The organism is Streptomyces sp. NPDC028711, from assembly GCF_055565415.1.
The window spans coordinates 572,870-594,015 of record NZ_JBVHUJ010000002.1; the positions used below are offsets into that span (position 1 = coordinate 572,870).

At 72.0% G+C, this 21,146-nt stretch carries 21 protein-coding genes and 1 tRNA gene; 10 read left to right on the forward strand and 12 right to left on the reverse strand.

Going from position 1 to position 21,146, the window contains the following annotated elements:
* Window positions 1–297 precede the first annotated feature (297 nt).
* The 3 genes from ACZ4VK_RS08425 (at window position 298) to ACZ4VK_RS08435 (ending at window position 3,685) form a co-directional block, all read left to right on the forward strand.
* The gene (locus ACZ4VK_RS08425) at window positions 298–1,275 is read left to right on the forward strand and encodes an oxygenase MpaB family protein (protein WP_468349831.1); all 978 of its coding nucleotides are present in this window, start codon (window positions 298–300) and stop codon (window positions 1,273–1,275) included.
* A gap of 476 nt (window positions 1,276–1,751) precedes the next feature.
* Window positions 1,752–3,239 carry a SulP family inorganic anion transporter gene (locus ACZ4VK_RS08430; protein ID WP_468349833.1) on the forward strand — a complete coding sequence of 496 codons (1,488 nt, stop codon included), beginning with the start codon at window positions 1,752–1,754 and terminating at the stop codon, window positions 3,237–3,239.
* A 146-nt stretch (window positions 3,240–3,385) separates the two neighbouring features.
* Window positions 3,386–3,685 carry a hypothetical protein gene (locus ACZ4VK_RS08435; RefSeq protein WP_468349834.1) on the forward strand — a complete coding sequence of 100 codons (300 nt, stop codon included), beginning with the start codon at window positions 3,386–3,388 and terminating at the stop codon, window positions 3,683–3,685.
* 6 nt (window positions 3,686–3,691) lie between these two features.
* Here the strand turns inward: ACZ4VK_RS08435 and ACZ4VK_RS08440 are convergent, their stop codons facing one another.
* Window positions 3,692–4,363, reverse strand: coding sequence for a DUF2278 family protein (locus ACZ4VK_RS08440; RefSeq protein WP_468349836.1), 672 nt, complete (start codon window positions 4,361–4,363; stop codon window positions 3,692–3,694).
* Between the two features lie 206 nt (window positions 4,364–4,569).
* Here ACZ4VK_RS08440 and ACZ4VK_RS08445 point away from each other — a divergent pair.
* Window positions 4,570–4,654: transfer RNA gene (locus tag ACZ4VK_RS08445), tRNA-Leu, on the forward strand.
* A 99-nt stretch (window positions 4,655–4,753) separates the two neighbouring features.
* Here ACZ4VK_RS08445 and ACZ4VK_RS08450 read toward each other — a convergent pair.
* A complete protein-coding gene (locus ACZ4VK_RS08450; RefSeq protein WP_468349838.1) occupies window positions 4,754–5,452 on the reverse strand; it encodes a 4'-phosphopantetheinyl transferase family protein in 699 nt (232 codons plus the stop codon).
* Between the two features lie 95 nt (window positions 5,453–5,547).
* On the opposite strand from ACZ4VK_RS08450, the gene ACZ4VK_RS08455 reads away from it, so the two are divergent.
* On the forward strand, window positions 5,548–6,975 hold the full coding sequence (locus ACZ4VK_RS08455) for an amidase (RefSeq protein WP_468349840.1): 1,428 nt from the start codon (window positions 5,548–5,550) through the stop codon (window positions 6,973–6,975).
* Between the two features lie 61 nt (window positions 6,976–7,036).
* Here ACZ4VK_RS08455 and ACZ4VK_RS08460 read toward each other — a convergent pair whose 3' ends face one another.
* On the reverse strand, window positions 7,037–7,366 hold the full coding sequence (locus ACZ4VK_RS08460) for a plasmid stabilization protein (RefSeq protein WP_468349842.1): 330 nt from the start codon (window positions 7,364–7,366) through the stop codon (window positions 7,037–7,039).
* 115 nt (window positions 7,367–7,481) lie between these two features.
* Window positions 7,482–8,036 carry a DUF6328 family protein gene (locus tag ACZ4VK_RS08465; RefSeq protein ID WP_468349844.1) on the reverse strand — a complete coding sequence of 185 codons (555 nt, stop codon included), beginning with the start codon at window positions 8,034–8,036 and terminating at the stop codon, window positions 7,482–7,484.
* A 374-nt stretch (window positions 8,037–8,410) separates the two neighbouring features.
* Between ACZ4VK_RS08465 and ACZ4VK_RS08470 the strand changes: the two genes are divergently transcribed.
* Window positions 8,411–8,761 (forward strand): ATP-binding protein, encoded by a 351-nt coding sequence (locus tag ACZ4VK_RS08470; protein WP_468349846.1) that lies wholly within the window; start codon window positions 8,411–8,413, stop codon window positions 8,759–8,761.
* Here the strand turns inward: ACZ4VK_RS08470 and ACZ4VK_RS08475 are convergent.
* Window positions 8,755–9,186, reverse strand: a complete 432-nt coding sequence (locus ACZ4VK_RS08475) for an STAS domain-containing protein (RefSeq protein ID WP_468349848.1) — start codon at window positions 9,184–9,186, stop codon at window positions 8,755–8,757. The genes ACZ4VK_RS08470 and ACZ4VK_RS08475 overlap by 7 nt on opposite strands.
* Window positions 9,187–9,321: 135 nt before the next feature.
* Here ACZ4VK_RS08475 and ACZ4VK_RS08480 point away from each other — a divergent pair, with 135 nt between their 5' ends.
* Window positions 9,322–9,702 (forward strand): helix-turn-helix transcriptional regulator, encoded by a 381-nt coding sequence (locus ACZ4VK_RS08480; RefSeq protein ID WP_468349850.1) that lies wholly within the window; start codon window positions 9,322–9,324, stop codon window positions 9,700–9,702.
* 50 nt (window positions 9,703–9,752) lie between these two features.
* Here the strand turns inward: ACZ4VK_RS08480 and ACZ4VK_RS08485 are convergent, their stop codons facing one another.
* From ACZ4VK_RS08485 to ACZ4VK_RS08515, 7 genes are all read right to left on the reverse strand, one after another.
* A complete protein-coding gene (locus tag ACZ4VK_RS08485; protein ID WP_468349852.1) occupies window positions 9,753–10,985 on the reverse strand; it encodes a serine hydrolase domain-containing protein in 1,233 nt (410 codons plus the stop codon).
* A 259-nt stretch (window positions 10,986–11,244) separates the two neighbouring features.
* A complete protein-coding gene (locus ACZ4VK_RS08490; RefSeq protein WP_468349856.1) occupies window positions 11,245–12,690 on the reverse strand; it encodes a DEAD/DEAH box helicase in 1,446 nt (481 codons plus the stop codon).
* A gap of 154 nt (window positions 12,691–12,844) precedes the next feature.
* Complete coding sequence (locus ACZ4VK_RS08495) at window positions 12,845–13,048, reverse strand: cold-shock protein (RefSeq protein ID WP_030218719.1); 204 nt, start codon at window positions 13,046–13,048, stop codon at window positions 12,845–12,847.
* A 211-nt stretch (window positions 13,049–13,259) separates the two neighbouring features.
* Window positions 13,260–14,072, reverse strand: coding sequence for a DUF817 domain-containing protein (locus tag ACZ4VK_RS08500; RefSeq protein WP_468349859.1), 813 nt, complete (start codon window positions 14,070–14,072; stop codon window positions 13,260–13,262).
* 116 nt (window positions 14,073–14,188) lie between these two features.
* Window positions 14,189–15,634: a glyceraldehyde-3-phosphate dehydrogenase gene (locus ACZ4VK_RS08505; protein WP_468349861.1), complete on the reverse strand. Its 1,446-nt coding sequence runs from the start codon at window positions 15,632–15,634 to the stop codon at window positions 14,189–14,191.
* 84 nt (window positions 15,635–15,718) lie between these two features.
* Complete coding sequence (locus ACZ4VK_RS08510; protein ID WP_468349863.1) at window positions 15,719–16,756, reverse strand: serine hydrolase domain-containing protein; 1,038 nt, start codon at window positions 16,754–16,756, stop codon at window positions 15,719–15,721.
* An 89-nt stretch (window positions 16,757–16,845) separates the two neighbouring features.
* Entirely contained in the window at window positions 16,846–18,615 is a 1,770-nt protein-coding gene (locus ACZ4VK_RS08515; protein WP_468349865.1) for a VanW family protein, read from the reverse strand.
* 173 nt (window positions 18,616–18,788) lie between these two features.
* On the opposite strand from ACZ4VK_RS08515, the gene ACZ4VK_RS08520 reads away from it, so the two are divergent.
* The 3 genes from ACZ4VK_RS08520 to ACZ4VK_RS08530 all read left to right on the forward strand — a co-directional run bounded on the left by ACZ4VK_RS08520 (window position 18,789) and on the right by ACZ4VK_RS08530 (window position 21,044).
* A complete protein-coding gene (locus ACZ4VK_RS08520; RefSeq protein WP_468349867.1) occupies window positions 18,789–19,547 on the forward strand; it encodes an IclR family transcriptional regulator in 759 nt (252 codons plus the stop codon).
* A gap of 45 nt (window positions 19,548–19,592) precedes the next feature.
* The gene (locus ACZ4VK_RS08525) at window positions 19,593–19,922 is read left to right on the forward strand and encodes a putative quinol monooxygenase (RefSeq protein WP_468349869.1); all 330 of its coding nucleotides are present in this window, start codon (window positions 19,593–19,595) and stop codon (window positions 19,920–19,922) included.
* A 93-nt stretch (window positions 19,923–20,015) separates the two neighbouring features.
* Window positions 20,016–21,044 (forward strand): LacI family DNA-binding transcriptional regulator, encoded by a 1,029-nt coding sequence (locus ACZ4VK_RS08530; protein WP_468349871.1) that lies wholly within the window; start codon window positions 20,016–20,018, stop codon window positions 21,042–21,044.
* Window positions 21,045–21,146 lie beyond the last annotated feature (102 nt).

Consider the following 21,146-nt stretch of genomic DNA (forward strand, 5'->3'; position numbering starts at 1 on the left):
GCTCGCCTCCGAGTACCGCCGGCACGTCGCCCGGGCTCCGCTGACCACTCGACTGATGGGGATGCTGTGGTGCTGGTGAGGATGGTGGTGGCGGCCGGTACGGCACCGGGCCCGGGCCCGGCCGCCACGAGGCGGGTGCCCGCCGCCCGGTCCGTTCATGCGCCTCCGGTCACGACCACCGGGCAGGACAGTCGCACCCCTGTCCGGCGCGTCCGCCTTCTCCGTAACCCCTCCTTCGTGACCGCTCCTCCTTCGCCGCTCCGCCTCGCCCTCTCTCCCGGGCGGCATACTGGATATGTGCTTCGGTCACCGTCGTGCGTCGGCGTTCTGCGGGAGCGAGCCGGTGAGGCCCTGCTGCACCGGGTCGCGGGCCCCGAGGCGCACCGGAAGCGTGAGCGCATCCACGGCACACCCGGCCCCCGCTGGTTCGGCCCGGACCGTCCCGTCCGCGTCGTGCACGGGGACGCGTCGATGTACGTCGGCGGTCTCGCCGCCCTCCTCCTCCAGTCCCTGCACCCGACCGCGATGGCGGCCGTCGCCGCGCACTCGGGCTTCCAGGGGGATCCCTGGGGGCGTCTCCAGCGGACCAGCACGTTCCTGGCGGTCACGACGTTCGGTACCGGCCAGGACGCGGAGAGGGCGGTGGCGCGGGTACGGGAGGTGCACGCGCGCGTCAGCGGAACGACGTCCGAGGGCGTGCCGTACCGCGCCTCGGACCCTCATCTCCTGGGCTGGGTGCACGCGGCCGAGACGGAGTGCTTCCTCAGGGCCCACCAACGGTACGGAAGGGCCCCTCTCGGTCCGGCCGACGAGGACGGGTACGTGGCCGACATGGCCGAGGTGGCGCGGCGGCTCGGCGTGGAGAGCCCGCCCGAGACCCGTGCCGGACTCACGGCCCGGCTGGCCGAGTACCGGCCCGAGCTGCGGGCCACCCCCGAATCACGGGCGGCGGCGCGTTTCCTGCTGTCGGAACCACCGCTGCCGGCGCCCGCGAGGCTTCCCTACGGTTTCCTGGCGGCCGCGGCGGTCGAACTGCTGCCGGCCTGGGCGCGGACGGCCCTGGACCCGCCGGTCGCCACCCGGCTCATGCTGCCGCTGGCGCGACCGGGCGGCCACGCGGTCACGGCCGCCCTCCGCTGGGTGATCACGGCCCCGCCGCGTCCGCCGTCCTCGCCCCACGGAACGGAGGGGCCGTCTCGTCCCGGGGAGCGGGAGAGCCGAGGGGATGACGGCCCCGGCCGTCTCACACCGCCGCATCGCGATCGCGCGCGGTGACCGTGCTCGTACGACTGTGTCCGTACGACCGTGTCCGTACGACTGTGTTCGAACGCGGGTAGAGTTGCCGGTCGGGGGAGTGGCGTACCGCCGTCTCCCGATGCCGTGTCGGGGCCGATGTCGCCCCCGGCGAAGAACCGATGACTGCGGGAGAGAAGCGTGCGCGAGCCGATGCAGCCCGGCGCTGCCGCCTGTCCGCCGTGACGCTTCACCCCGGGAGCTGAGCGGGTCACGCCGCCCGCGGACCCCGCTCGCCCCTCACTCGCTCGTATCCGCTTTCCCCTCCGGCCCCGTACTGAGGGCCCGTGTGCCCCGCTACGGAGGGTGCCGTCCGAGGGTCCGCCCGGCCCCGTACCCCCGGGGCCGTACGCGGGGTGCCGCCCGGCTCCTCCGCGCCTCCGCACGACCCGGCCCGCAGACCGGGGGCGTGCCCGAGTTCGACAGGTCTCCGTCCTTTGTCCTCACCCGCTTCCGCCGTGTCCCCGGCCGCGTACCTGCGTGGTCTGAAGCCCGACTGGCTGCGCGATCCGAAGGTCTGGCGCACCGAGGTGCTGGCCGGTCTCGTGGTCGGGCTCGCGCTGATCCCCGAGGCGATCTCGTTCTCGGTCATCGCGGGGGTCGACCCGGCGGTCGGTCTGTTCGCCTCCTTCACCATGGCCGTCGTCCTCTCCGTCGTGGGCGGCCGTCGCGCGATGATCTCCGCCGCCACCGGCGCCGTCGCCCTGGTGATCGCCCCGTTGAACCGGGAGCACGGTTTCGGGTACCTGGTCGCCGCGGTCATCCTCGCCGGGGTCTTCCAGATCGTCCTCGGCGCGCTCGGGGTGGCGAGGCTGATGCGGTTCATCCCGCGCTCGGTGATGGTCGGCTTCGTCAACTCCCTCGCGATCCTCGTCTTCGTGGCGCAGATCCCCGAGCTGTGGAACGTGCCATGGGCCGTGTACCCGCTGTTCGCCTGCGGTCTCGCCCTCATGGTGTTCTTCCCGAGGGTCACGACCGTGGTCCCGGCGCCGCTCGTCTCGGTCGTCGTCCTCACCGTGATCACCGTCGCGGCCGGGATCGCCGTTCCGACCGTCGGCGACAAGGGCGCCCTGCCGTCCTCCCTGCCGGTACCGGGGCTGCCCGACGTGCCGTTCACCCTGGACACCCTGACCACCGTCGCCCCGTACGCCTTCGCCATGGCGCTCGTCGGCCTGATGGAGTCGCTGATGACCGCCAAGCTCGTCGACGAGATCACCGACACCCACTCGAACAAGACCCGTGAGTCCGTCGGGCAGGGCATCGCGAACATCGTCACCGGCTTCTTCGGCGGGATGGGCGGCTGCGCCATGATCGGCCAGACGATGATCAACGTGAAGGTCTCCGGCGCCCGCACCCGCCTCTCCACGTTCCTGGCCGGTGTGTTCCTGCTGGTGCTGTGCGTCATGCTCGGCCCGGTCGTCTCCGACATCCCGATGGCCGCCCTCGTCGCCGTCATGATCATGGTGACGTTCGCGACCTTCGACTGGCACTCCGTCGCCCCGAAGACGCTCAGGCGGATGCCCGCCGGAGAGATCGCCGTCATGGTGATCACCGTCGTCTGCGTCGTGGCGACCCACAACCTCGCCGTCGGCGTCGTCGTCGGCTCGGTCACCGCCATGGTGATCTTCGCCAAGCGCGTCGCCCACGTCGCCGAGGTCACCGCCGTGACCGACCCCGACGGCGCCACCGCCGTCTACCGGGTCACCGGCGAGCTGTTCTTCGCCTCGTCCAACGACCTGGTCGGACGCTTCGACTACGGGGGCGACCCGGACAGGGTCGTGATCGACCTCTCCGCGGCCCACATCTGGGACGCCTCCTCCGTCGCCGCCCTCGACGCCATCGAGACCAAGTACGCCCAGCGCGGCAAGACCGTCGAGATCACCGGCCTCAACCACCCCAGCGCCGACCTCCACGGCAGGCTCACCGGCGAACTCACCGGTCACTGAGCGACGGACGGCCGGCCTGCGGCCCTTCGATCCGCGCCTCCCCGAGTGGTCCCGCCCACGTGGAGGGGGGAGGCTGGAACGAAGGGCGTCCGGGTGTCGAGGGCGTACCGGAACGGAGCGCCTGCCCGGTCGCGAAAGGCCGAGCCATGCGCATGCTGCTGAAGGTTCAGATGGACACCCAGGCCTCCAACGAGGCCATCAGGCAGGGCACCCTGCAGAAGCTGATGGAGCGCGCGCTGGGCGAGCTGCGCCCCGAAGCCGCCTACTTCGGATCCGAGAACGGCTGCCGGACGGCGTATCTGTTCTTCGACATGACCGATTCCTCCCAGATGCCGAAGTTCTCGGAGCCGTTCTTCATGGAGCTCGGCGCCAAGATCTCCTACTCGCCGGTCATGAACCGGGAGGACCTGAGCAAGGGTCTCGGCGCGCTCTCGACCGGCAGCTGAGGGTGTTCACCCGGTGGGGTGACCGGCGCTGTCGGTGTGGCTCGCCTGGCTGGAGAACTTGTTCAGGAAGACGTCGTACCGGCCGTCGGAGCGCTGCGTGAGCGTCGCGCCGTCCTGCCAGATCCCGTTCTCCGCCCACCACTGCGAGCCGGCCGGGTCGCCCTGGTTCTGGTGGATGTTGTGCATGCCGAGGTCGTTCTCGGGATCGTCGTCGAACGGTTCGCCGAAGACGAGGACGCGCCGGCCCGGCACCAGCATCGGTTCGAGCGCGTCGGCGGCGTCGACGTTGGAGCCCGCGTGCCAGGGCCGCGAGCCGAGCAGGTCGAGGAGGTCCTGCAGCCAGGCCGGCGGGCGGCGCTGGAAGAGGAGGCCCGCCCGGTCCACCAGTTCCGGGTGGCGCAGATAGTCGAGGGCGCCGGAGCTCGGCGTGCAGGCGAGGTCGTGGTAGCCGGGGGCGAGGGCCGTGGCCGGCCCGATCAGTCCGGCGGCCAGGGCGAAGGCCTTCCACTGCACGCCGACGTTGGACTTGTGGCTGTCGACGTCGATGGCGCAGTGGTAGCGGCCGCCGGGCGCGTCCACCTCCAGGTTGACGTGGAACCAGCGGCCCTGACTGTCGGGCTGGTCGCGGTAGTGACTGTGGAGGGTTCCCACGAGCACTCCGTAGCGTGCGAAGGGCATGACGTCAGTGAAGCATTGGCGGACACGGTGAGCATGTCGACGGTGACGCTCTGTGCGCGCCCCTCGGTGGACGATCGGGTCGTGCCCAGCGCTCCGCTGACCTCGGGAAACGCAGCTGAGGCGCAGGTGAACCGCAGGTCGGACCCCTGATATATTCATACCCGTCGCCGCCGCGGATGATCACTCCGCGGAGCGGCGCACACCTTGTCCAAGTGGCGGAATGGCAGACGCGCTAGCTTGAGGTGCTAGTGCCCTTTATCGGGCGTGGGGGTTCAAGTCCCCCCTTGGACACGATGGATTCACCGCCGACGTGGTGGTCGAGAGATCTCGGCCACCACGTCGGCGTTTTACGAGCATCGTCGGGACGGGTGCCGGTCGCCGGACGGTGTCTCACCGCACGTACGTCGTGGCCACGGCCGCCTCGTACGAGGGTGCGACCCGTACGTCGGTCAGTGACCAGCCCGGCAGGGCGGCCGGATCCGGCCCCATGCCCGTGTACGTCCGCTCCAGGCCACCGGCAAGCCCCTCGCCCGTCCCCTTGAGGTACGCCTCCTTGCGCACCCAGCACCGAGTGAACGCGGCCTGCCGGTCCTCCGGGGGCAGCAGGTCGAACTCCTCCCGTTCGAGCGGGTGCAGACTGCCCGCGACGAGGTCCGACACATCGGACTCCGGGTGCGCCTCGATGTCCACGCCCACCGGTGTCGTGGCGAGACCGACGAGCACCAGGTCGCGGCTGTGCGAGAGGGAGAAGTGGACGCCCCCGCCCCGCACGGCCGGCCGGCCGTGCGGCCCGCCGCAGAGCGGACAGTCCTCCCTGACGAACACCACCTGGTCCGCCGGCGTCCCCAGGCAGTGGCCGAGCAGGCGTCGCAGCGCCCCGTGCGCCGCCAGATAACGGGCCCGGTCGGCCTCCCGTATCAGGGCTCTCCACCGCCGCCGTTCCTCGTCGTCGAGGAGGTCGTGCGCGGCGGGGTCGTCCGCCACCCGGAGCAGCCAGAGCGCCACCGCCCCGTCGGCGACGGGCGCCACGGCCGGCTCCGGCCCGGCACCGGCTCGCAACATCCGCACGGGAGTGATCTCCATCGTCATGGCGTCATTCTGCAACGAGGCCGACCCCTCGCGTGTTACTCGTTGGTACGGCATGCTTGCGGGCAACCATCCAACGGCCGGGGGCTGAGGCAGCGGTGACGACTTTCGAGGAACGGACCACGGTCCACGCCTTCCGGGACGACGCGCTCGGGGAGCACGACGCCGTCGGACTCGCCGAGGCCGTCCGACGGCGTGAGGTCGGCGCCGCGGAGGTCGCGCGGGACGCGGCCGAGCGCGTACGGGCGGTCGAGGCACGGCTCCACGCCGTGCAGGTCCACCTCGACACCCCGGCGTTCGCCGACGGCGCGGCCGGTGCGGACGGTGGAGCCCTCGGCGGTGTACCGACCTTCGTGAAGGACAACACCGACTACCTGGGCCTGCCCACCGGCCACGGCAGCGCGGCCTTCACCCCACGGGTCGCACGGCGGCACGCGCCGTTCACCCGGCAGCTCCTGAGCAGCGGCGTCACCGTGCTCGGCAAGACCCGGCTGCCCGAGTTCGGATTCAGCCCCGCCACGGAGTACGAGGGCGCCGAGCCGGTGCGCAACCCGTGGAACACCGGCCATTCGGCCGGTGGTTCGTCGGGCGGCAGCGCGGCCCTCGTCGCCGCCGGGGCGGTGCCGATCGCCCACGCCAACGACGGCGGCGGTTCCATCCGCATCCCCGCCGCCTGCTGCGGACTCGTCGGTCTCAAGCCGACCCGGGGCCGGGTCGTGGCCAACGCCCAGAGCCGTCAACTGCCCCTCGACATCGTCTCCGACGGCATCGTGAGCCGTTCCGTACGGGACACCGCGGCGTTCCTCGCCGCCGCCGAGACGCACTGGCGCAATCCGAAGCTGCCGCCCCTCGGCCTGGTCGAGGGTCCCTCGGACCGGCGCCTGCGCATCGGGTTCCTGGTGGACTCGCCGAACGGCGTCCACGCCGACGCCGCCACCCGCGCGGCCGTCACGGAGACGGTGGCGACGCTGGAACGGCTCGGGCACACCGTCGAGCCGGTGGAGCTCGCCCTCGACCCCCGCTTCACCGACGACTTCCTCACGTACTGGGGAATGCTCTCGTTCCTGCTCGGCGTCACCGGCCGCACGCTCGGCCGGGACTTCGACCGGCGCCGGATGGACGGCCTCAGCCGGGGGCTGCGCGAGGACTACCTGAAGAGCTGGCGGAGCACCCCGGGCGTGCTGCGGCGGCTGAGGCGTACGAGGGAGGCGTACGCGGCGGCCTTCCGCGGTCTCGACCTGATCCTCACCCCCGTACTCGCCCACAGCACACCGGAACTCGGCCACCTCAGCCCGACCGTCCCGTACCGGACCCTGATCGAGCGGATCCTCGCGTACGTGGCCTTCACGCCGGTCAACAACGTCGTCGGCACGCCGTCCCTCTCGGTGCCGGCACCCGTGGCGACGGAGGCGGGCCTGCCCGTCGGCGTCATGTTCTCCGGCCGCCCCGGCAGCGAGAGGACCCTGCTTGAGGTCGCGTTCGCGCTGGAGGCGGAGCGTCCGTTCCGGCGCATCCAGGACGCCTGAACGGGCGCGGGCAGCGGAGAGGCCGCCCCGCACGGGGCGGCCGTCTCCGACCGGGGCCGCGTCAGCTGTCGCCACCAAGGGCGCGCTTGAGCTCCGACTTGTTCATCTTGGAGCGACCGTCGATGTTGCGGCGCTTGGCCTCTTCGTACAGCTGGTCGTACGTGCGCCCCTCTGCGCCGCTGTGCGAGCGCCGTCCTCCGCGCTCACCGGACGACATGTCCTCCCGCGACGTCCGGCTGGAGGACTTGGACTCGCCCTGCCTGGCCCGTTCCTTGTTCACGGTGCGGGCGGCGATCTCCTTGGCGCGCTTCGTGCTCTCGCCGCGGTCCTCCGCGCTCTCCTTGATGTGTTCGTACTGCCGTTCCCGTTTGGGGCTGGATCCGCGAGGCATGGTGGTTCTCCTTCCGGCGTGTTCGGCGGGGCTTCCCGCCGGGCGGCTACCCGTGTCGCCGTGCGTCACTCGTCACCCTGGCGCCGTTCGGGCGTCACTTGTCACGGTGCGGGCGTCACTTGCCGCCGTTCGAGCCGTGCCGGCTCCTGGCCCACAGGGGCAGGGCGAACCAGCACAGCAGGTACCAGGCGAGGACGGGTGCCACGAGCCACGGCACGACCGTGTTGTCGGTGGCGACCCGCAGGATGAGGAAGAGCGCGGCGGTGAGGGTGGCGACCAGGAACAAGATCCCCACCATGACCAGCCGGGACGCCCAGACGACCGCCTGGGGCTTGAGCTTGCGTCCGGAGACGAGGCGGTGGAAGGAGACCGGGCCGATGAGCGCGCCGGTGGCCAGCGATCCCAGGATCACCGTGAGGACGTACGTGGTCTTGTCGGCGGAACCGAGGCTCGCGTACCGGGGCGTGAAGACCACGGTCAGCAGGAACCCGAGGAGGATCTGCACGCCCGTCTGGGCCACGCGTATCTCCTGCAGGAGGTCCTGCCACTGCCGGTCGGCGCGTTCGTCCGCGGTCTCCTCGCGTCCCCGTCGGTGCTCGCGTTCGCCCGTGGTCTCCTCGCGTTCGCCCGTGGTCTCCTCGCGTCGCCGCCCGTGCTCGCGGTCGTCCATCCCCTTCACCTTCCGCCTTCCCGGTCCGACGCTCCTGCGGCCCTCCGTCGGACCGGCGGGCCGTACGCCGCGTCTGCCCGGCCCCGGGGGTCACATCCGTGCCGCGGCGGCTCTTCGTGCCATCGCACGACGCCCCCTGCCGCCGGAGGTCCCCACACGAGGGGGGAATGGCAGGCGTCCGTCGGGGAAGGGGCCCGTCTGAACGAAGGAGAAGAGCCGGTGGAACGAGAGACCGGGTGGGCAGAGCAGTGAGCGCAGGGCATCGCACGCCGGACGGGAACCACCCGTGGCCTTCGGGTGACGCGGGTGGGCCCGACGGATCGGTCGCGGACGAGCGGCGGGTCCCGCGGGACGCTGCCGAGGCGCGGGCGCGCGTGGCCGGGGTGTTCGCGGAGATCGCGGCCGTCACGGGCATGCCGCCGTCCCCGACCGCTCTGGGTGACGCGCTTCTGGTGACGTCCGAGCTGGTGAGCAACGCCTTCCGGCACGGGAGTGGCCTCACCGGCTTCGGAGTGACGTGCGACCGGGGCGCGGTGACGATCACCGTCTCGGACGCGAGCGGCGAGCTGCCCCATCTCACGGACGCCCGGGGGAGGAAGCGCGACTTCGGACCGGGGGAGGGCGGCTTCGGCTGGCCACTGATCAGACTGCTGGCGCTCGAGATCAGGCTGTGTCTGCCGCCGCGGGGCGGCAAGACCATCGAGGTGCGGCTGCCCCTTCACTGATCCGCTTCATCGCCGTCCGCTTCGTCGCCACTGCCTCGTCGCGGCGGCTGGAAGAGTCCCTCGGTGTCGGTCAGCCGGAGGAGGCGGGCCATCCGCGGGCTCACGGGACCCAGCGCGAGCGGGTAGTGCGCGCCGTCGAGGTGCGCATGGCGGGCGGCGAGGAAGGCCCGCAGGCCGGCGCAGTCGCAGAAGGTGACGGCGGAGAGGTCGAGCGTGACGCCCTCCGGGTGCGCGCCCAGGGCGGCCATGAGAGTCCGGTGCAGGTGCGGGGCCGTGTCGCTGTCTATCTCGCCGCTGACGAGGACGATGCCGTCCGGTGAGACCTCGACGGTCATCTGTGGCTCCGGGGCGGTCGTCCACGGCTGGAGGAGCAGGTCGACGGCGGATGCCGGGACCTCTGCGGAGTGGTCTGGAAGGGGATACATGGTGCGCTCCCACGGGCCAGACAAACCTGGACGTTTCGCCCTTATGGTGCTCTTTACATCTCTAGCATGTCAATAATTACATGAGATGAGTTTCGGGTCTTGTGACTCACGAAGAAATCGCCGCATAATGACCCAATGAGCGACAGTCCAGGCGTTCGTCCGTCGTGGACCTTCCTGACGAATCACGCCCGTGTCCTGGTGGTGATCGCCCGGGACCCGGACGTCCGTCTGCGCGATGTCGCCGCCGCGTGCGGCGTGACCGAGCGGACGGTGCAGGCGATCGTCGCCGATCTGGAGGCCGCCGGATACCTCACCCACGAGCGTGAAGGGCGGCGCAACCGCTACCGCCTGGCGTCCGGCATGCGCTTCAGACACCCGCTGGAGGGTGACTTCGAGATCACCGGTCTCCTCGACCTCCTCAGGGCGGCGCCCTCGGGCGGCGGCCCCCTGCGCGATGCCGCGGCGCGCGACGGCGGTTCCGTACGAGACGTCCGCCTGCGTGACGAGGGGAATTGACACACCTTCCACGAGGCCGGCGGCGAGCCTGAGCGCCGCCCTGGCGCGGCTCAGCCGAAGTCGGGGATCGGGTGGTCCGGGGCGAGGGCGGCGGCGATGCGCTGGGCGATGGTGTGGGCGGTGTGGCCGTCGGGGGCGGTGGGGCCCTGGGTGGTGGAGACCGCGATCGCCAGGCGCTCGGACGGGAGGTAGTCCATGGAGGCGCTGTAGCCGAAGAACAAGGGGTGCTGCGAGATCCAGTCGCCCAGGACGAGGACGCCCATGCCGTAGTGCGTGGCCTCGGTGTTCGGGAGGCAGACCGTCGCCGGACATGTCTTGGTCGGCCGGCCGAGGCCCACGGTGCCCGGGTTCAGGAGCTCCTTGCGGGAGGCGGGAGAGAGGAGTCTGCCCGAGCCGATCCCCGAGGCGGAGCGTGCCAGGTCGCAGATGTCGGTGGTCTGTACCGCTCCGGGGGCGGTGGTCCACGAGGGGTTCCAGAAGGTGGACTCCTCGTACGTGCCGCGATCGGCGGTGAACGCGTGCAGGACGGGCGTCGGGATGTCGGGCGTGAAGCTGTTGCGGGTCTCGCGCAGGCCGAGGGGGCCCATCACCTTCTGCTGGAGCAGGACGTCGAGCCGGGTCCCGGTGATCTTCTCCAGGGCGGCCCCGAGCAGGACGAAGTTGGCGTGCGAGTAGTTCCAGTTGGTACCCGGCTCGTACCAGCGCGGCTCGGCGGTCGCGAGCGCGACGAGCTCCTCGGCCGTCCAGTGACGGAACGGGTTCGCCGTGACGGCCTGCTGGAACTCGGGGAGGTGCACGTAGTCGACGAGACCGGTGGTGGACGCGGCGAGCATGCGCAGGGTGATCCGGTCGCCGTCCTCGAGGCCGGGCAGCCAGCGCCCGACGGGTTCGTCGAGGTCGACGGTGCCCTCGTCGACCAGCCTCAGGAGGGCGGTGCCCAGATAGCTGATCGCGATGTTGCCGTTCCGGAAGTGCATGGCGGGGTCCGCCGGGACCCCCGTCATCGACTCGCCGAGCGCGGCCGTGACGACCTCGCGCCCGTCGACGGTGACCCGCAGGATCACGGACTTGAGGTCCATCTCCGCCTTGGCCCGCTCGGCGATCCCGAGGATGTCGCGTGCCGGGCCGCCGTCGGGCAGCCGGGAACCGACGCAGGGGCGGTGGTGGCCCCCGCCGTCCGTCGTGACGGCGGCGGTCGCGGTGGGGGCGTTGAGGGAGAGCAGGGCGACGAGCGCGGTCACGGCGACGAGGCGCGGCCGTGACGTCGGGTGGGCGGGTCTCATGGGCGGAGTATCGGCGGGCCCGCCCGGGGACACCCGCCCAGGGACCGCCGACCCGCACGAACATCACCCGTCAGGCCCCGGCAGAACCTTGAGACCTTGAGACCGGGTCCGGGCCTCTCAGGCCCTCAGCCCGTCCGGCCCCTCGGGCCGGGGTCCGGGCCTCTCCATGGGGGTCGGGCCTTCTCGAACCGGTCCCGGCCCCTCAGGTCGTACGGGGCCCGCGCAGCGCCCGGCCAAGGCCCAGCGGGCCCGGCCGGTCTCAGCTGCCGCGGCGGATCCTCGCGGCCTGGCGGGCCTCGGCCGTCTTGCGGGCCTCGGCGGCCCGTCGCGACTCGTTCTTGGCGCGGCCGGGACGGCCCGGGACCGTTCCCATGCCGCGGAAGGCCGCACCGCCGCGCTTGGGGCCCTCCTGGGTCGGCGCGGCACCGTCGACGGGCACGCCGGAGGGGGCCCGGGCGCCGGTGATGCGGCTCAGCTCGGCCTCGCCGGAGCGGACCTGGGTGACCTGGGGGTGGATGCCCGCGTCCGCCATGAGGCGGGCGACGACGCGGCGCTCCTCCTGCGTGGCCAGGGTGACGACGAGGCCCTCCTCGCCGGCCCGCGCGGTCCGGCCGCCGCGGTGCAGGTAGTCCTTGTGGTCGGCGGGCGGGTCGACGTTGACGACGAGGTCGAGCGCGTCGATGTGGAGGCCGCGCGCCGCCACGTTGGTGGCGACGAGGACCGGGACCTCGCCGCTCCTGAAGCGCTCCAGGGTGCGGGTCCTGAGGGGCTGGGACTTGCCGCTGTGCAGCGCCGCGGCCCGTACGCCGCTGCCGAGCAGGTGCCGGGTGAAGCGGTCGACGGCCGCCTTCGTGCGCAGGAACATGATCACGCGCCCGTCCCGGGCCGCGATCTCCGTGGCCGTGGCGAACTTGTCGGCGACGTGCACGTGCAGCACGTGGTGCTCCATGGTGGAGACGGTGGCTGCCGAGGGGTCGACGGAGTGGACGACCGGGTCCTGGAGGTAGCGCTCCACGACGAGGTCGACGTTGCGGTCGAGGGTGGCGGAGAACAGCATCCGCTGGCCGTCGGCGTTCACCCGGTCGAGCAGCTCGGTGACCTGGGGAATGAACCCCATGTCGGCCATCTGGTCCGCTTCGTCCAGGACGGTGACGGTCACCCGTTCCAGGCGGCAGTCCTTGCGCTCGACGAGGTCCATGAGCCGGCCGGGCGTGGCGATCAGGACCTCGACGCCGTCGCGCAGCGCCGTGGCCTGCCGTCCGATGGACATGCCGCCGACGACGGTCGCGAGGCGCACCTTCAGGGCGCGCGCGAAGGGATCGAGGGCGTCCGTGACCTGCTGGGCCAGCTCGCGCGTGGGGACCAGGATCAGGGCGAGGGGCTTGCGGGCGTCGGCGCGGCGGCCCGCGGTGCGCACGAGCAGCGGCAGGCCGAAGGCGAGCGTCTTGCCGGAGCCGGTCCGTCCGCGCCCCAGCACGTCGCGGCCCGCGAGGGCGTCCGGGAGGGTCGCGGCCTGGATCGGGAACGGCGTGTCGACGCCTTCGCGGGCCAGTACGTCGAGGACCTCGGCCGGCAGGTCGAGCTCGGCGAAGGTGGCGGCCGGGGGCAGGGCGGGGGTGACGGAGGCCGTCGTCGCGAATTCGTCCTTCGCGGCGGCCGCGCGCCGTGCCCTGTCCGTACGGGGTGTGCTGTGTGTGGTGTCCATGGGAGCCCTCCTCGAAACCGGTGCGCTTCGAGGAATTCGCGAGGGGCGGAAGCCCGGATGAATTACAGGAACGCCTGGAAATGCCTGGAAAAGACAACGAGCCGGGGCCCTCACCACACGGGTGAGGGCCCCAGCTGCGTCGGACGTGTCAACGTCAGGCGGGGAGAATGTTCTCCGCCTGGGGGCCCTTCTGGCCCTGCGTGACGTCGAAGGTCACCTTCTGGCCTTCCTGGAGCTCACGGAAGCCAGAGGTGGCGATGTTGGAGTAGTGGGCGAAGACGTCCGGGCCGCCACCCTCCTGCTCGATGAAGCCGAAGCCCTTTTCAGCGTTGAACCACTTCACGGTGCCGTTAGCCATTTTAAATCTCCTTCGGGGCGTAGCCCAGGGGTCCGCACTGTGCGGAACCCGGAGTCGCCGTGATGATTGCCCCGTCCGGAAAACTGCACCGAAAACACAGAAAGTGCCTGACGATGTCGAATCGTCAAAGGCACTTGTAAGTTTCTTTGGGAACCACGACTGCAACTGTTGTTGACTGTAGCACGTCGGCCGGGGGAGTGCACGGAATTGCCTATGGCCGGCCCTGGCGGGTCGGGAGCACTTTCGGGGCCGCCGGGGCCGGGGCGGTCGGCCTCGCCCCGTGGGCCGTCAGGACGAACGTGACGGTGATGAGCAGCGCCCACGCGCCGAACTTGGCGAGGGACACCGGCTGCCAGCCGTCCAGCTGGTCCGGGTAGCTCCAGGCGCCGACGTACGTGGCCGCGTTCTCCGCGACCCACAGGAAGAAGCCGATCAGGACGAACGACAGGGCGAGCGGCATCCGGTGCTCCCGTTCGCCCACCCGGAACCGCACCCAGGTCCCCGCCGTCGCGGCGAGGAGCAGCGCGGCCAGGGCCCACCGGGCGTCGGGCAGCCAGTGGTGGCTGAAGAAGTTCACGTACACGGCGCCGGCGAGCACCGCGGTCACGCGCGGCCGGTAGCCCGTGAGCCGCAGTTCGAACAGGCGCCACGCCCGGCAGATGTAACTGCCGAGGGCCGCGTAGAGGAAGCCGCCGTACAGCGGCACCCCGCCGACCTTCGTCCAGGCCTCCTCCGGGTAACTCCACGAACCCATCCGCACCTTGACCAACTCGAAGAGCAGACCGATGACATGGCAGCCGGCGATCACGGCCACGTCCCGGCCGGAGTCCCAGCCCACCTTCCACGCGAGGACGGTGAGCAGGATGCCGTACAGGAACAGCAGGTCGTAGCGGGCGATCGGCAGTTCGGGCAGCAGGGCGGAGACCGCGATGCCGCCGATGAGCGCCACGGCGAAGGCGCAGCAGCGCACCTCCAGGACCGTGAACCGCAGGAGTTGGCATATCCCGTACGAGAACGTCTTCATGCGGGGTGGGACGCCGGGGCCCTCGTGGTCGGTTCGCCTCCCGCCCGGACGACGACGGCGCGCCGCACCCCCCGGAGGGAGTGCGGCGCGCCGTGGTGCCTTCGGGCGGGCGGAGATCAGACCGCCGGGGCCGGGAAGGTCGGGTACTCCACGCCGGAGACGTGCTGGACGACCCGGATGACCTGGCACGAGTAGCCGAACTCGTTGTCGTACCAGAGGTAGAGGATCGCGTTGTCGCCGTCGACCTTGGTCGCGCCGGCGTCGACGATCGACGCGTGACGCGAGCCGACGAAGTCCATGGAGACGGCGTCGGGGGCCGTGGTGAAGTCGATCTGACGCTTCAGCGGCGAGTGCAGCGAGACGTCGCGGAGGTACTCGAGGACCTCGTCGCGGGTGGTCTCGCGGCCCAGGCGCAGGCTCAGGATCGCGATCGAGACGTCCGGGACGGGGACGCGGATCGAGCTGCCGGTGATCGGGGCCTTGAGCTCCGGCAGGGCCTTCGCGACGGCCGAGGCGGCACCGGTCTCGGTGATCACCATGTTGAGCGGCGCGGAACGGCCGCGGCGGTCGGCCTTGTGGTAGTTGTCCAGGAGGTTCTGGTCGTTCGTGAACGAGTGGACCGTCTCCACGTGGCCGCGCAGCACGCCGTACTCGTCGTCCATGGCCTTCAGCGGCGGCACGATCGCGTTGGTCGTGCAGGAGGCGCAGGACAGGATCTGCTCGTCCGGCTTGATCGTGTCGTGGTTGACGCCGTGCACGATGTTCGGCACGTCACCCTTGCCGGGCGCGGTCAGGACGACCTTGTCGATGCCGGGCCGCAGGTGCTTGGAGAGGCCCTCGCGGTCGCGCCACTTGCCGGTGTTGTCGATCAGGATGGCGTTCTCGATGCCGTACGCCGTGTAGTCGACCTCGGAGGGGTCGTTGGCGTAGATGACCTTGATCGTGTTGCCGTTGGCGACGATGGTGCTGTTCGCCTCGTCGACCGTGATCGTGCCCTGGAACTGGCCGTGGATGGAGTCGCGGCGCAGCAGCGAGGCGCGCTTCACGAGGTCCTGCTCGCCACCGCCGCGGACCACGATCGCGCGCAGACGCAGACCGTTGCCCGAACCGGACTTCTCGATGAGGAGGCGGGCGACGAGGCGGCCGATGCGGCCGAAGCCGTAGAGGACGACGTCGCGTCCGTCGCGGCGCTCGATCTTGTTCTCACCGGTGGCACCGGCGACGGCCTCGGCGGTGAACTCCGCCACCGACAGACCGCGGTCGTCGGTCTTGTACTCGGCGGCCAGCATGCCGATGTCGATCTGCGACGGGCCGAGGTCGAGGGTGGTGAGCGTCTGGAGGAAGGGGAGCGTCTCGGTGACCGACAGCTCCTCGCCGGCTATCTGCCGGGCGAAGCGGTGGGTCTTGAGGATGGAGACCACCGACTTGTTCACCAGGGAGCGGCTGTGGAGGAGGACGGTGACGTCCTGCTCCCGGTGCAGCTTCCCGATGATCGGGATCATCGACTCCGCGATCTCCTCGCGGTTCTTCCAGCTGGTGAACGAGTCGTCATTGACAGTCACAAGTTTATCTTTCGAGCTAGGCGGCGCTCATATGGTAACCCCCGGCCTGTTGGCTCCATCAAGGGGTGCGGGTGGCGATGTGGGTCACGGAAAGGCGAGGGCCCGGAAGGCGTTCCTGACGCGGGCCAGGGGGCCGTTGTCGCGGGTGAGGCGGAGCCGGTTGGTCAGCAGGACGGCCCAGCGGCCGCGTGCCGGTGACACCCACATGCCCGTGCCGGTGAAGCCGAAGTGCGCCCAGACGTCGTCCGCCGGCGCCGTGCCCGGTGCCGGATGCCAGAACAGGCCGCGCGGAGGGTCGAGCCGGCCGGTGTGGACGCGGAGGGAGGCGGCCGTCCACTCCGCGGAGAAGGAGGAGGTGCCGGGCAGCGGGGCGAGCAGATGGCGCAGGAAGCGTCCGATGTCGCCGGTGGTCGTGAAGACCCCCGCGATGCCGCAGGCGCCGCCGAGCAGCCGGGTCGAGAAGTCATGGACGGTGCCCTTGAGCGGGGCGCCGCTCTCCTCGTCGTACTCGGTGGGCGCGCACCACTTCCTGACGGCGGGCGGCAGCGGGCCGTACCGGGTCTCCGTCATGGCGAGCGGGCCCCAGACCCGGTCCTCGGCGAGCCGGGGGAGCGGCAGCCGGGTGAGGTGCTCGGCCAGGTAGCCGAGGATGAGCGCGGCCCGGTCGGTGTACGCCACGGCCTCACCGGGCCGGTGCCGGAGCGGCTCGGCGAGGACGCCGTCCCGGATGTCCTGCGGATCGGAGCCGTACAGGTGCCGGAGGTTGGCGCGCAGCGGCAGGCCCGCCGTGTGCGTGAGCAGATGATGGGCGGTGACCCCGGCGAGGGGCCGGCCCGCCGCCTCCGGCCAATAGGAGCCGAGCGGGGCACTCAGGTCGAGCTTCCCGGCGTCGACGAGCGTGCCGGTCACCGCCCAGACGGCGAGGATCTTGGTCAGGCTGGCGACGTCGAAGAGCGTGTCGGGGCGCATGGGCTCCCCGGGGTCCGCCGGGTCGAGCAGTCCCACCGCCCCCTTCCACACGGTCGTGCGGGCGTCCCCCACCGCCCACACGGCGCCGGGGAGCACCCCCGCGCGCACCGCGTCGTCGAGGAGCCGCTCGAAGGGGTCGCTGCGCTGAGCCAAGGCGTGCCTCCGACGGGTAGCGGGCGGCCCTGGCCTGGTGGGCCGTGCTCCGGAGTCATGCCCCCGCCGTACGGGAAGACACCCTTCCGTCAGCGGGTCTGCCCGGCGTCAGGCGCGGGTCCCTCGCAGATCACCTCGTCGCGCGGGGTGTAGTGGGTGGTGAAGGTCTGCCGGTCGACCTCGGTGCCGCCGTTCTTGAACACCCGGTCCACGGAGATGTCGAAGCCCTCCAGGGGCTCCTGCGGCACGCACTCCTCGCCGGTGCCCTCGCGCTTCGCGGGCTCCTTGAGGTTGGTGCGCGGCCCGGCGACGGCCTCCACGGAGTCGTACTTCTTCGTCCCGAGGAAGCTCACGGTGACGGAGGAGTCCGTGGCGTCCGCCTTGATGTAGATCGGCTTGCCGGAGTCGTTGCGGAACTTGAGGTCGAGCGAGCCCCAGGCGACGGTCGCCTCACGCCCGGCCGGGTAGCGCTCGATGTAGAAGGAGTGGGCGCCGTACTCGACGGGCTTCACGCCGGCGAAGAACATCGCGTTGAAGACGGTCGTCGCCATGGCCGACACACCGCCGCCGGGCGCCGAGCGGTACTGGCCGTCGAGGATCATCGTGCCGTCGACGAAGCCGTTGTCCGGGGTGCGCTCGCCGACCGTCTTGTTGAAGCTCCACACCTCGCCCGGCTGCACGACCGAGCCGTTGATGAGCTCGGCGGCCCGGCCGATGTTCGTCGTCCGGTACGGAGCCGTCGGGAAGTCCACCGTGAACGTCGACATCTGCTCGGTGATGCCGAGGCGGGCGAGGGAGCCGGCGGTCAGCTCGGGCTCGGTGACCTTGGTGGCCACCGGAGCCGTACGGGCCGCCTCGCCGGTCCTGGTGAGCAGCGGGCGCACGGCGTCGCCGAGGGCCTTCGCGGTGACCTCGTGGCCCGGGCGGCCCTCCGACTCCACGACGACCTTGCCGTCCCGGACCCCGAGAGCGGCCTCCACGGGCGCGTTGGTCAGCGACGCGACCGGCCGGGCCACGTCCGGGTCCCGGAGCAGCGCCTCGGCGTCGAGCGCGGCGCTGAGCCGGCCGTTCTCGGCCTTCACGGTGAGGTGGTCCCCGAGGGTCGAGGGGGCGATGCGCAGCCGCTCGGTGCCCGCCGTGAGCGTCACCGGGCCGGAGACCGCGGGCTTCGCGTACGTGTCGAGGAAGCGGGACACCTCCGCCGCGGGGAGCTTCGGCTCGGTCATGGCGACCGGCAGGCTCACGGGCGCGGCGCCCGTGGCGGCGGGATAGGCGGCGCGCAGGGCCTCGACGGCCCGCCCGGTGTCCAGCTTCCGGCCCGTCACCGGCTGGGTCGCGACGGCCTCGCCCGCCCTGAAGGCGACGGAACCCTCGCGCACCGCCCGGTCGTTCTTCCTGGCCAGTTCGGCGACGACCGCCCGCGCCTTGTTCTCGTCGTACGCGAGGACCGGGCTGATCTCCCGTTCGCCGGAGGAGAAGAGCCGTCCGATGACCGTGACGGGGTCACGGGAGGGGTCGGCCGCCAGGTCCGCGGTCTTCGCCAGGTCCACGGTCATGCCGGCGGCGGCCGGTTCCACGGTCGCCGCACGGTCGGCGACCCGCACGGGTATCGGCGCGCTCCAGGCGGCGGGGGCCTCCGCCGCGAGCTTGGCGCGGGCCTCGGAGCGGCTCATGCCGCCGATGTCCACGCCGGCGACCCGGGTGCCGGCGGATATGTCGTCACCGGTCGCGAGCAGCCCGGCCACGTACAGCCCGCCCGCGGCGACGGCGACCACGCCTGTCGCGATCGCCGCCACGCGGAGGCGCGGACGGCGCGCCTCGCGGGGCGTCGGGGCATGGTCGGTCCTGGAGCGGGGCACACGCTCTCCCGTGGCGTCGAGAAATGGGGGATCCACACGACGGTACGCCGAAAGTGTGTCTTATGCACATAAAGGTGCGTTGACCTGCGGGGATACGGAGGGGAGCGGGGGCGGTACGGAGCGTGCCCGGTGGGGGCTGGGGAGGTACCGCGTACCCCGCCTAAGCTGGAGCGATGCCTGACACCCCCAGTCCCGGGCCCCAGTCCGTCGACCGGGCCCTCGCCGTCCTCGACGCCGTCGCCGACGCCGACCGGCCCGTCGGCGCCAAGGTCCTGGCCCGGCGGCTCGGCTGCGCCCTCTCGACCGTCTACCACCTCACCGGGCCCCTGCTCGCCCGCGGCTACCTCGTCCGTACCGCCGAGGGGTACGCCCCGGGGCCCCGCGTCCCGGCCCTGCACCGCTCCCACCAGCGGCACCACGGGCTCGGCGCCGGCACCGGAGAGCTCCTCGGGCGGCTGCGGCGGGCCACCGGCGCGGAGGCGTACCACACCGCCTACCGCGACGGCCTGATCACCGTCGTCGACACGACCGCCCCCGTCACCGACGCCGCCCACCCCTTCGCGCCGGGCCCCGAGCAGCGCGCCCACGCGACCGCCCACGGCAAGGCGCTGCTCGCCGCCCTCCCGCGCCCGCTGCGCCGCCGCTACCTCGCCGAGCACGGGATGGCCCGCTTCACCGAGCGGACGATCACCAGCGCCGAACGCTTCGAGGCCGAGGCCGGGCGGGTGCGCGACCAGGGCTTCGCCGTCTCGGTGGGCGAGGCCGACCTCGCGTACACCTGTCTCGCGGTGGCACTGCCCGAGCGGGGCGACGGCATCGTGCACGCCCTCTCCGTGTCGCTGCCGACCGCCGGTTTCGGGCGGCGGCAGGGCGAGATCCGGGCGGCGCTCGCCCGCGCCGTACCGGAGTTTCCGGCCCTGCCGGAATCCTGAACGGACCGGCTGGCCCGCCCGCCGGACGCGCCGCAGGCTTGCCGCATGATCTTCATCGCCGTCCGTTTCACCGCCCGCCCCGACCACGCCGACCGCTGGCTCGACCTGGTCGACGACTTCACCCGCGCCACCCGCGAGGAGCCCGGCAACCTGTTCTTCGACTGGTCCCGCGCCGTCGACGACCCGAACGTCTTCGTGCTCCTGGAGGCCTTCGCCGACGCCGAGGCGGGCGCCGCCCACGTCGCCTCCCCGCACTTCGCCGCCGGGCTCGCGGCCATGGCAGGTGCCATCGCCACCACCCCCGAGATCATCAACGTCGAGGTCCCGCAGCAGGGCTGGGGGGCCATGACCGAGCTCGCCCCGACCGGCGTCTGACCCCGTCCCCGACGCCCCGGCCGGTCGCCGCCCCGCCTGATAGGTTCGCGTGCACACGCAGGCGGGGCGGCGGCCCGAGGGGAGAAGCGGCACATGAGCGGGCGACAGACCGGCAGGCCCACCCTGGAAGAGGTCGCGGCGAGAGCCGGAGTCGGCCGCGGCACGGTCTCCCGGGTCATCAACGGCTCCCCACGGGTGAGCGAACAGGCCAAGGCCGCCGTCGAACAGGCCGTCGCCGAACTCGGCTACGTACCCAACCGGGCCGCCCGCGCCCTCGCCGGCAGCAGGACCGACGCCGTCGCCCTGGTGATCCCCGAGACCGAGGCCCGGCTCTTCGCGGAGCCGTACTTCCTCGACATCATCCGCGGCGTCAGCAGTGAACTCGCCGACGCGGACAAGCAGTTGCTGCTCACCCTGATCCGCAGCGAACAGGAGCGTCAGCGCTTCGAGCAGTACCTCACCGCCCAGCGCGTCGACGGCGTCCTCCTCGTCTCCGTGCACGCCTCCGACCCGCTGCCCGACCAGGTCCGCGCCCTCGGCCTGCCCGCCGTCCTCAACGGCCGCCGCACCGAGGACGAGCGCGTCGCCTTCGTCGACTCCGACAACACCGGCGCGGGCCGGACCGCCGTCGCCCATCTCGCCGCCCGCGGCAGGCGAGCCGTCGCCACCATCACGGGCCCCCTCGACATGTACGTGGCCCGCTGCCGTCTCGACGGCTACCGCGAGGGCCTGGCGGACGCGGGACTCGCGGCCGACGAGGGCCTCGTGGCCAACGGCGACTTCACCGAGGAGGGCGGCCGGCGCGCCATGCGGGAACTCCTGGACCGCAGACCGGACCTCGACGCCGTCTTCGCCGCCTCCGACGTCATGGCCGCGGGCGCGCGGGGCGTGCTACGCGAGGCCGGCCGCCGCGTCCCCGAGGACGTCGCCCTCGTCGGCGTGGACGACTCGGCCGTGGCCCGGCACATGGACCCGCCGCTGACGAGCGTCCGCCAGCCCATCGAGGAGATGGGCCGCACCATGGCCCGCCTGCTGCTCCAGGAGATCGCCGCGCCGAGCGACCCGGACGAGCAGCCCCGCCAGATGCTCCCGACGGAACTCGTGGTCCGCGCGTCCTCCTGACGTCGGGCCCCGCCGCCCGGCCGGTACGCGCGTCCGCCGCTCGACCGGCACGCCACCGTACGCGGGACGGGGTCCGCGGCCCGGCCGGCACGCACCGTACGC

Bases quoted from the DNA above. Each gene is read 5' to 3' on its own strand.
- ACZ4VK_RS08435 (WP_468349834.1), top strand. From the start codon at position 3,386: ATGCGCATGCTGCTGAAGGTTCAGATGGACACCCAGGCCTCCAACGAG.
- ACZ4VK_RS08440 (WP_468349836.1), bottom strand. From the start codon at position 4,363: ATGCCCTTCGCACGCTACGGAGTGCTCGTGGGAACCCTCCACAGTCAC.
- ACZ4VK_RS08450 (WP_468349838.1), bottom strand. From the start codon at position 5,452: ATGACGATGGAGATCACTCCCGTGCGGATGTTGCGAGCCGGTGCCGGG.
- ACZ4VK_RS08460 (WP_468349842.1), bottom strand. From the start codon at position 7,366: ATGCCTCGCGGATCCAGCCCCAAACGGGAACGGCAGTACGAACACATC.
- ACZ4VK_RS08465 (WP_468349844.1), bottom strand. From the start codon at position 8,036: ATGGACGACCGCGAGCACGGGCGGCGACGCGAGGAGACCACGGGCGAA.
- ACZ4VK_RS08475 (WP_468349848.1), bottom strand. From the start codon at position 9,186: ATGTATCCCCTTCCAGACCACTCCGCAGAGGTCCCGGCATCCGCCGTC.
- ACZ4VK_RS08480 (WP_468349850.1), top strand. From the start codon at position 9,322: ATGAGCGACAGTCCAGGCGTTCGTCCGTCGTGGACCTTCCTGACGAAT.
- ACZ4VK_RS08485 (WP_468349852.1), bottom strand. From the start codon at position 10,985: ATGAGACCCGCCCACCCGACGTCACGGCCGCGCCTCGTCGCCGTGACC.
- ACZ4VK_RS08490 (WP_468349856.1), bottom strand. From the start codon at position 12,690: ATGGACACCACACACAGCACACCCCGTACGGACAGGGCACGGCGCGCG.
- ACZ4VK_RS08495 (WP_030218719.1), bottom strand. From the start codon at position 13,048: ATGGCTAACGGCACCGTGAAGTGGTTCAACGCTGAAAAGGGCTTCGGC.
- ACZ4VK_RS08500 (WP_468349859.1), bottom strand. From the start codon at position 14,072: ATGAAGACGTTCTCGTACGGGATATGCCAACTCCTGCGGTTCACGGTC.
- ACZ4VK_RS08520 (WP_468349867.1), top strand. From the start codon at position 18,789: ATGCCTGACACCCCCAGTCCCGGGCCCCAGTCCGTCGACCGGGCCCTC.
- ACZ4VK_RS08525 (WP_468349869.1), top strand. From the start codon at position 19,593: ATGATCTTCATCGCCGTCCGTTTCACCGCCCGCCCCGACCACGCCGAC.
- ACZ4VK_RS08530 (WP_468349871.1), top strand. From the start codon at position 20,016: ATGAGCGGGCGACAGACCGGCAGGCCCACCCTGGAAGAGGTCGCGGCG.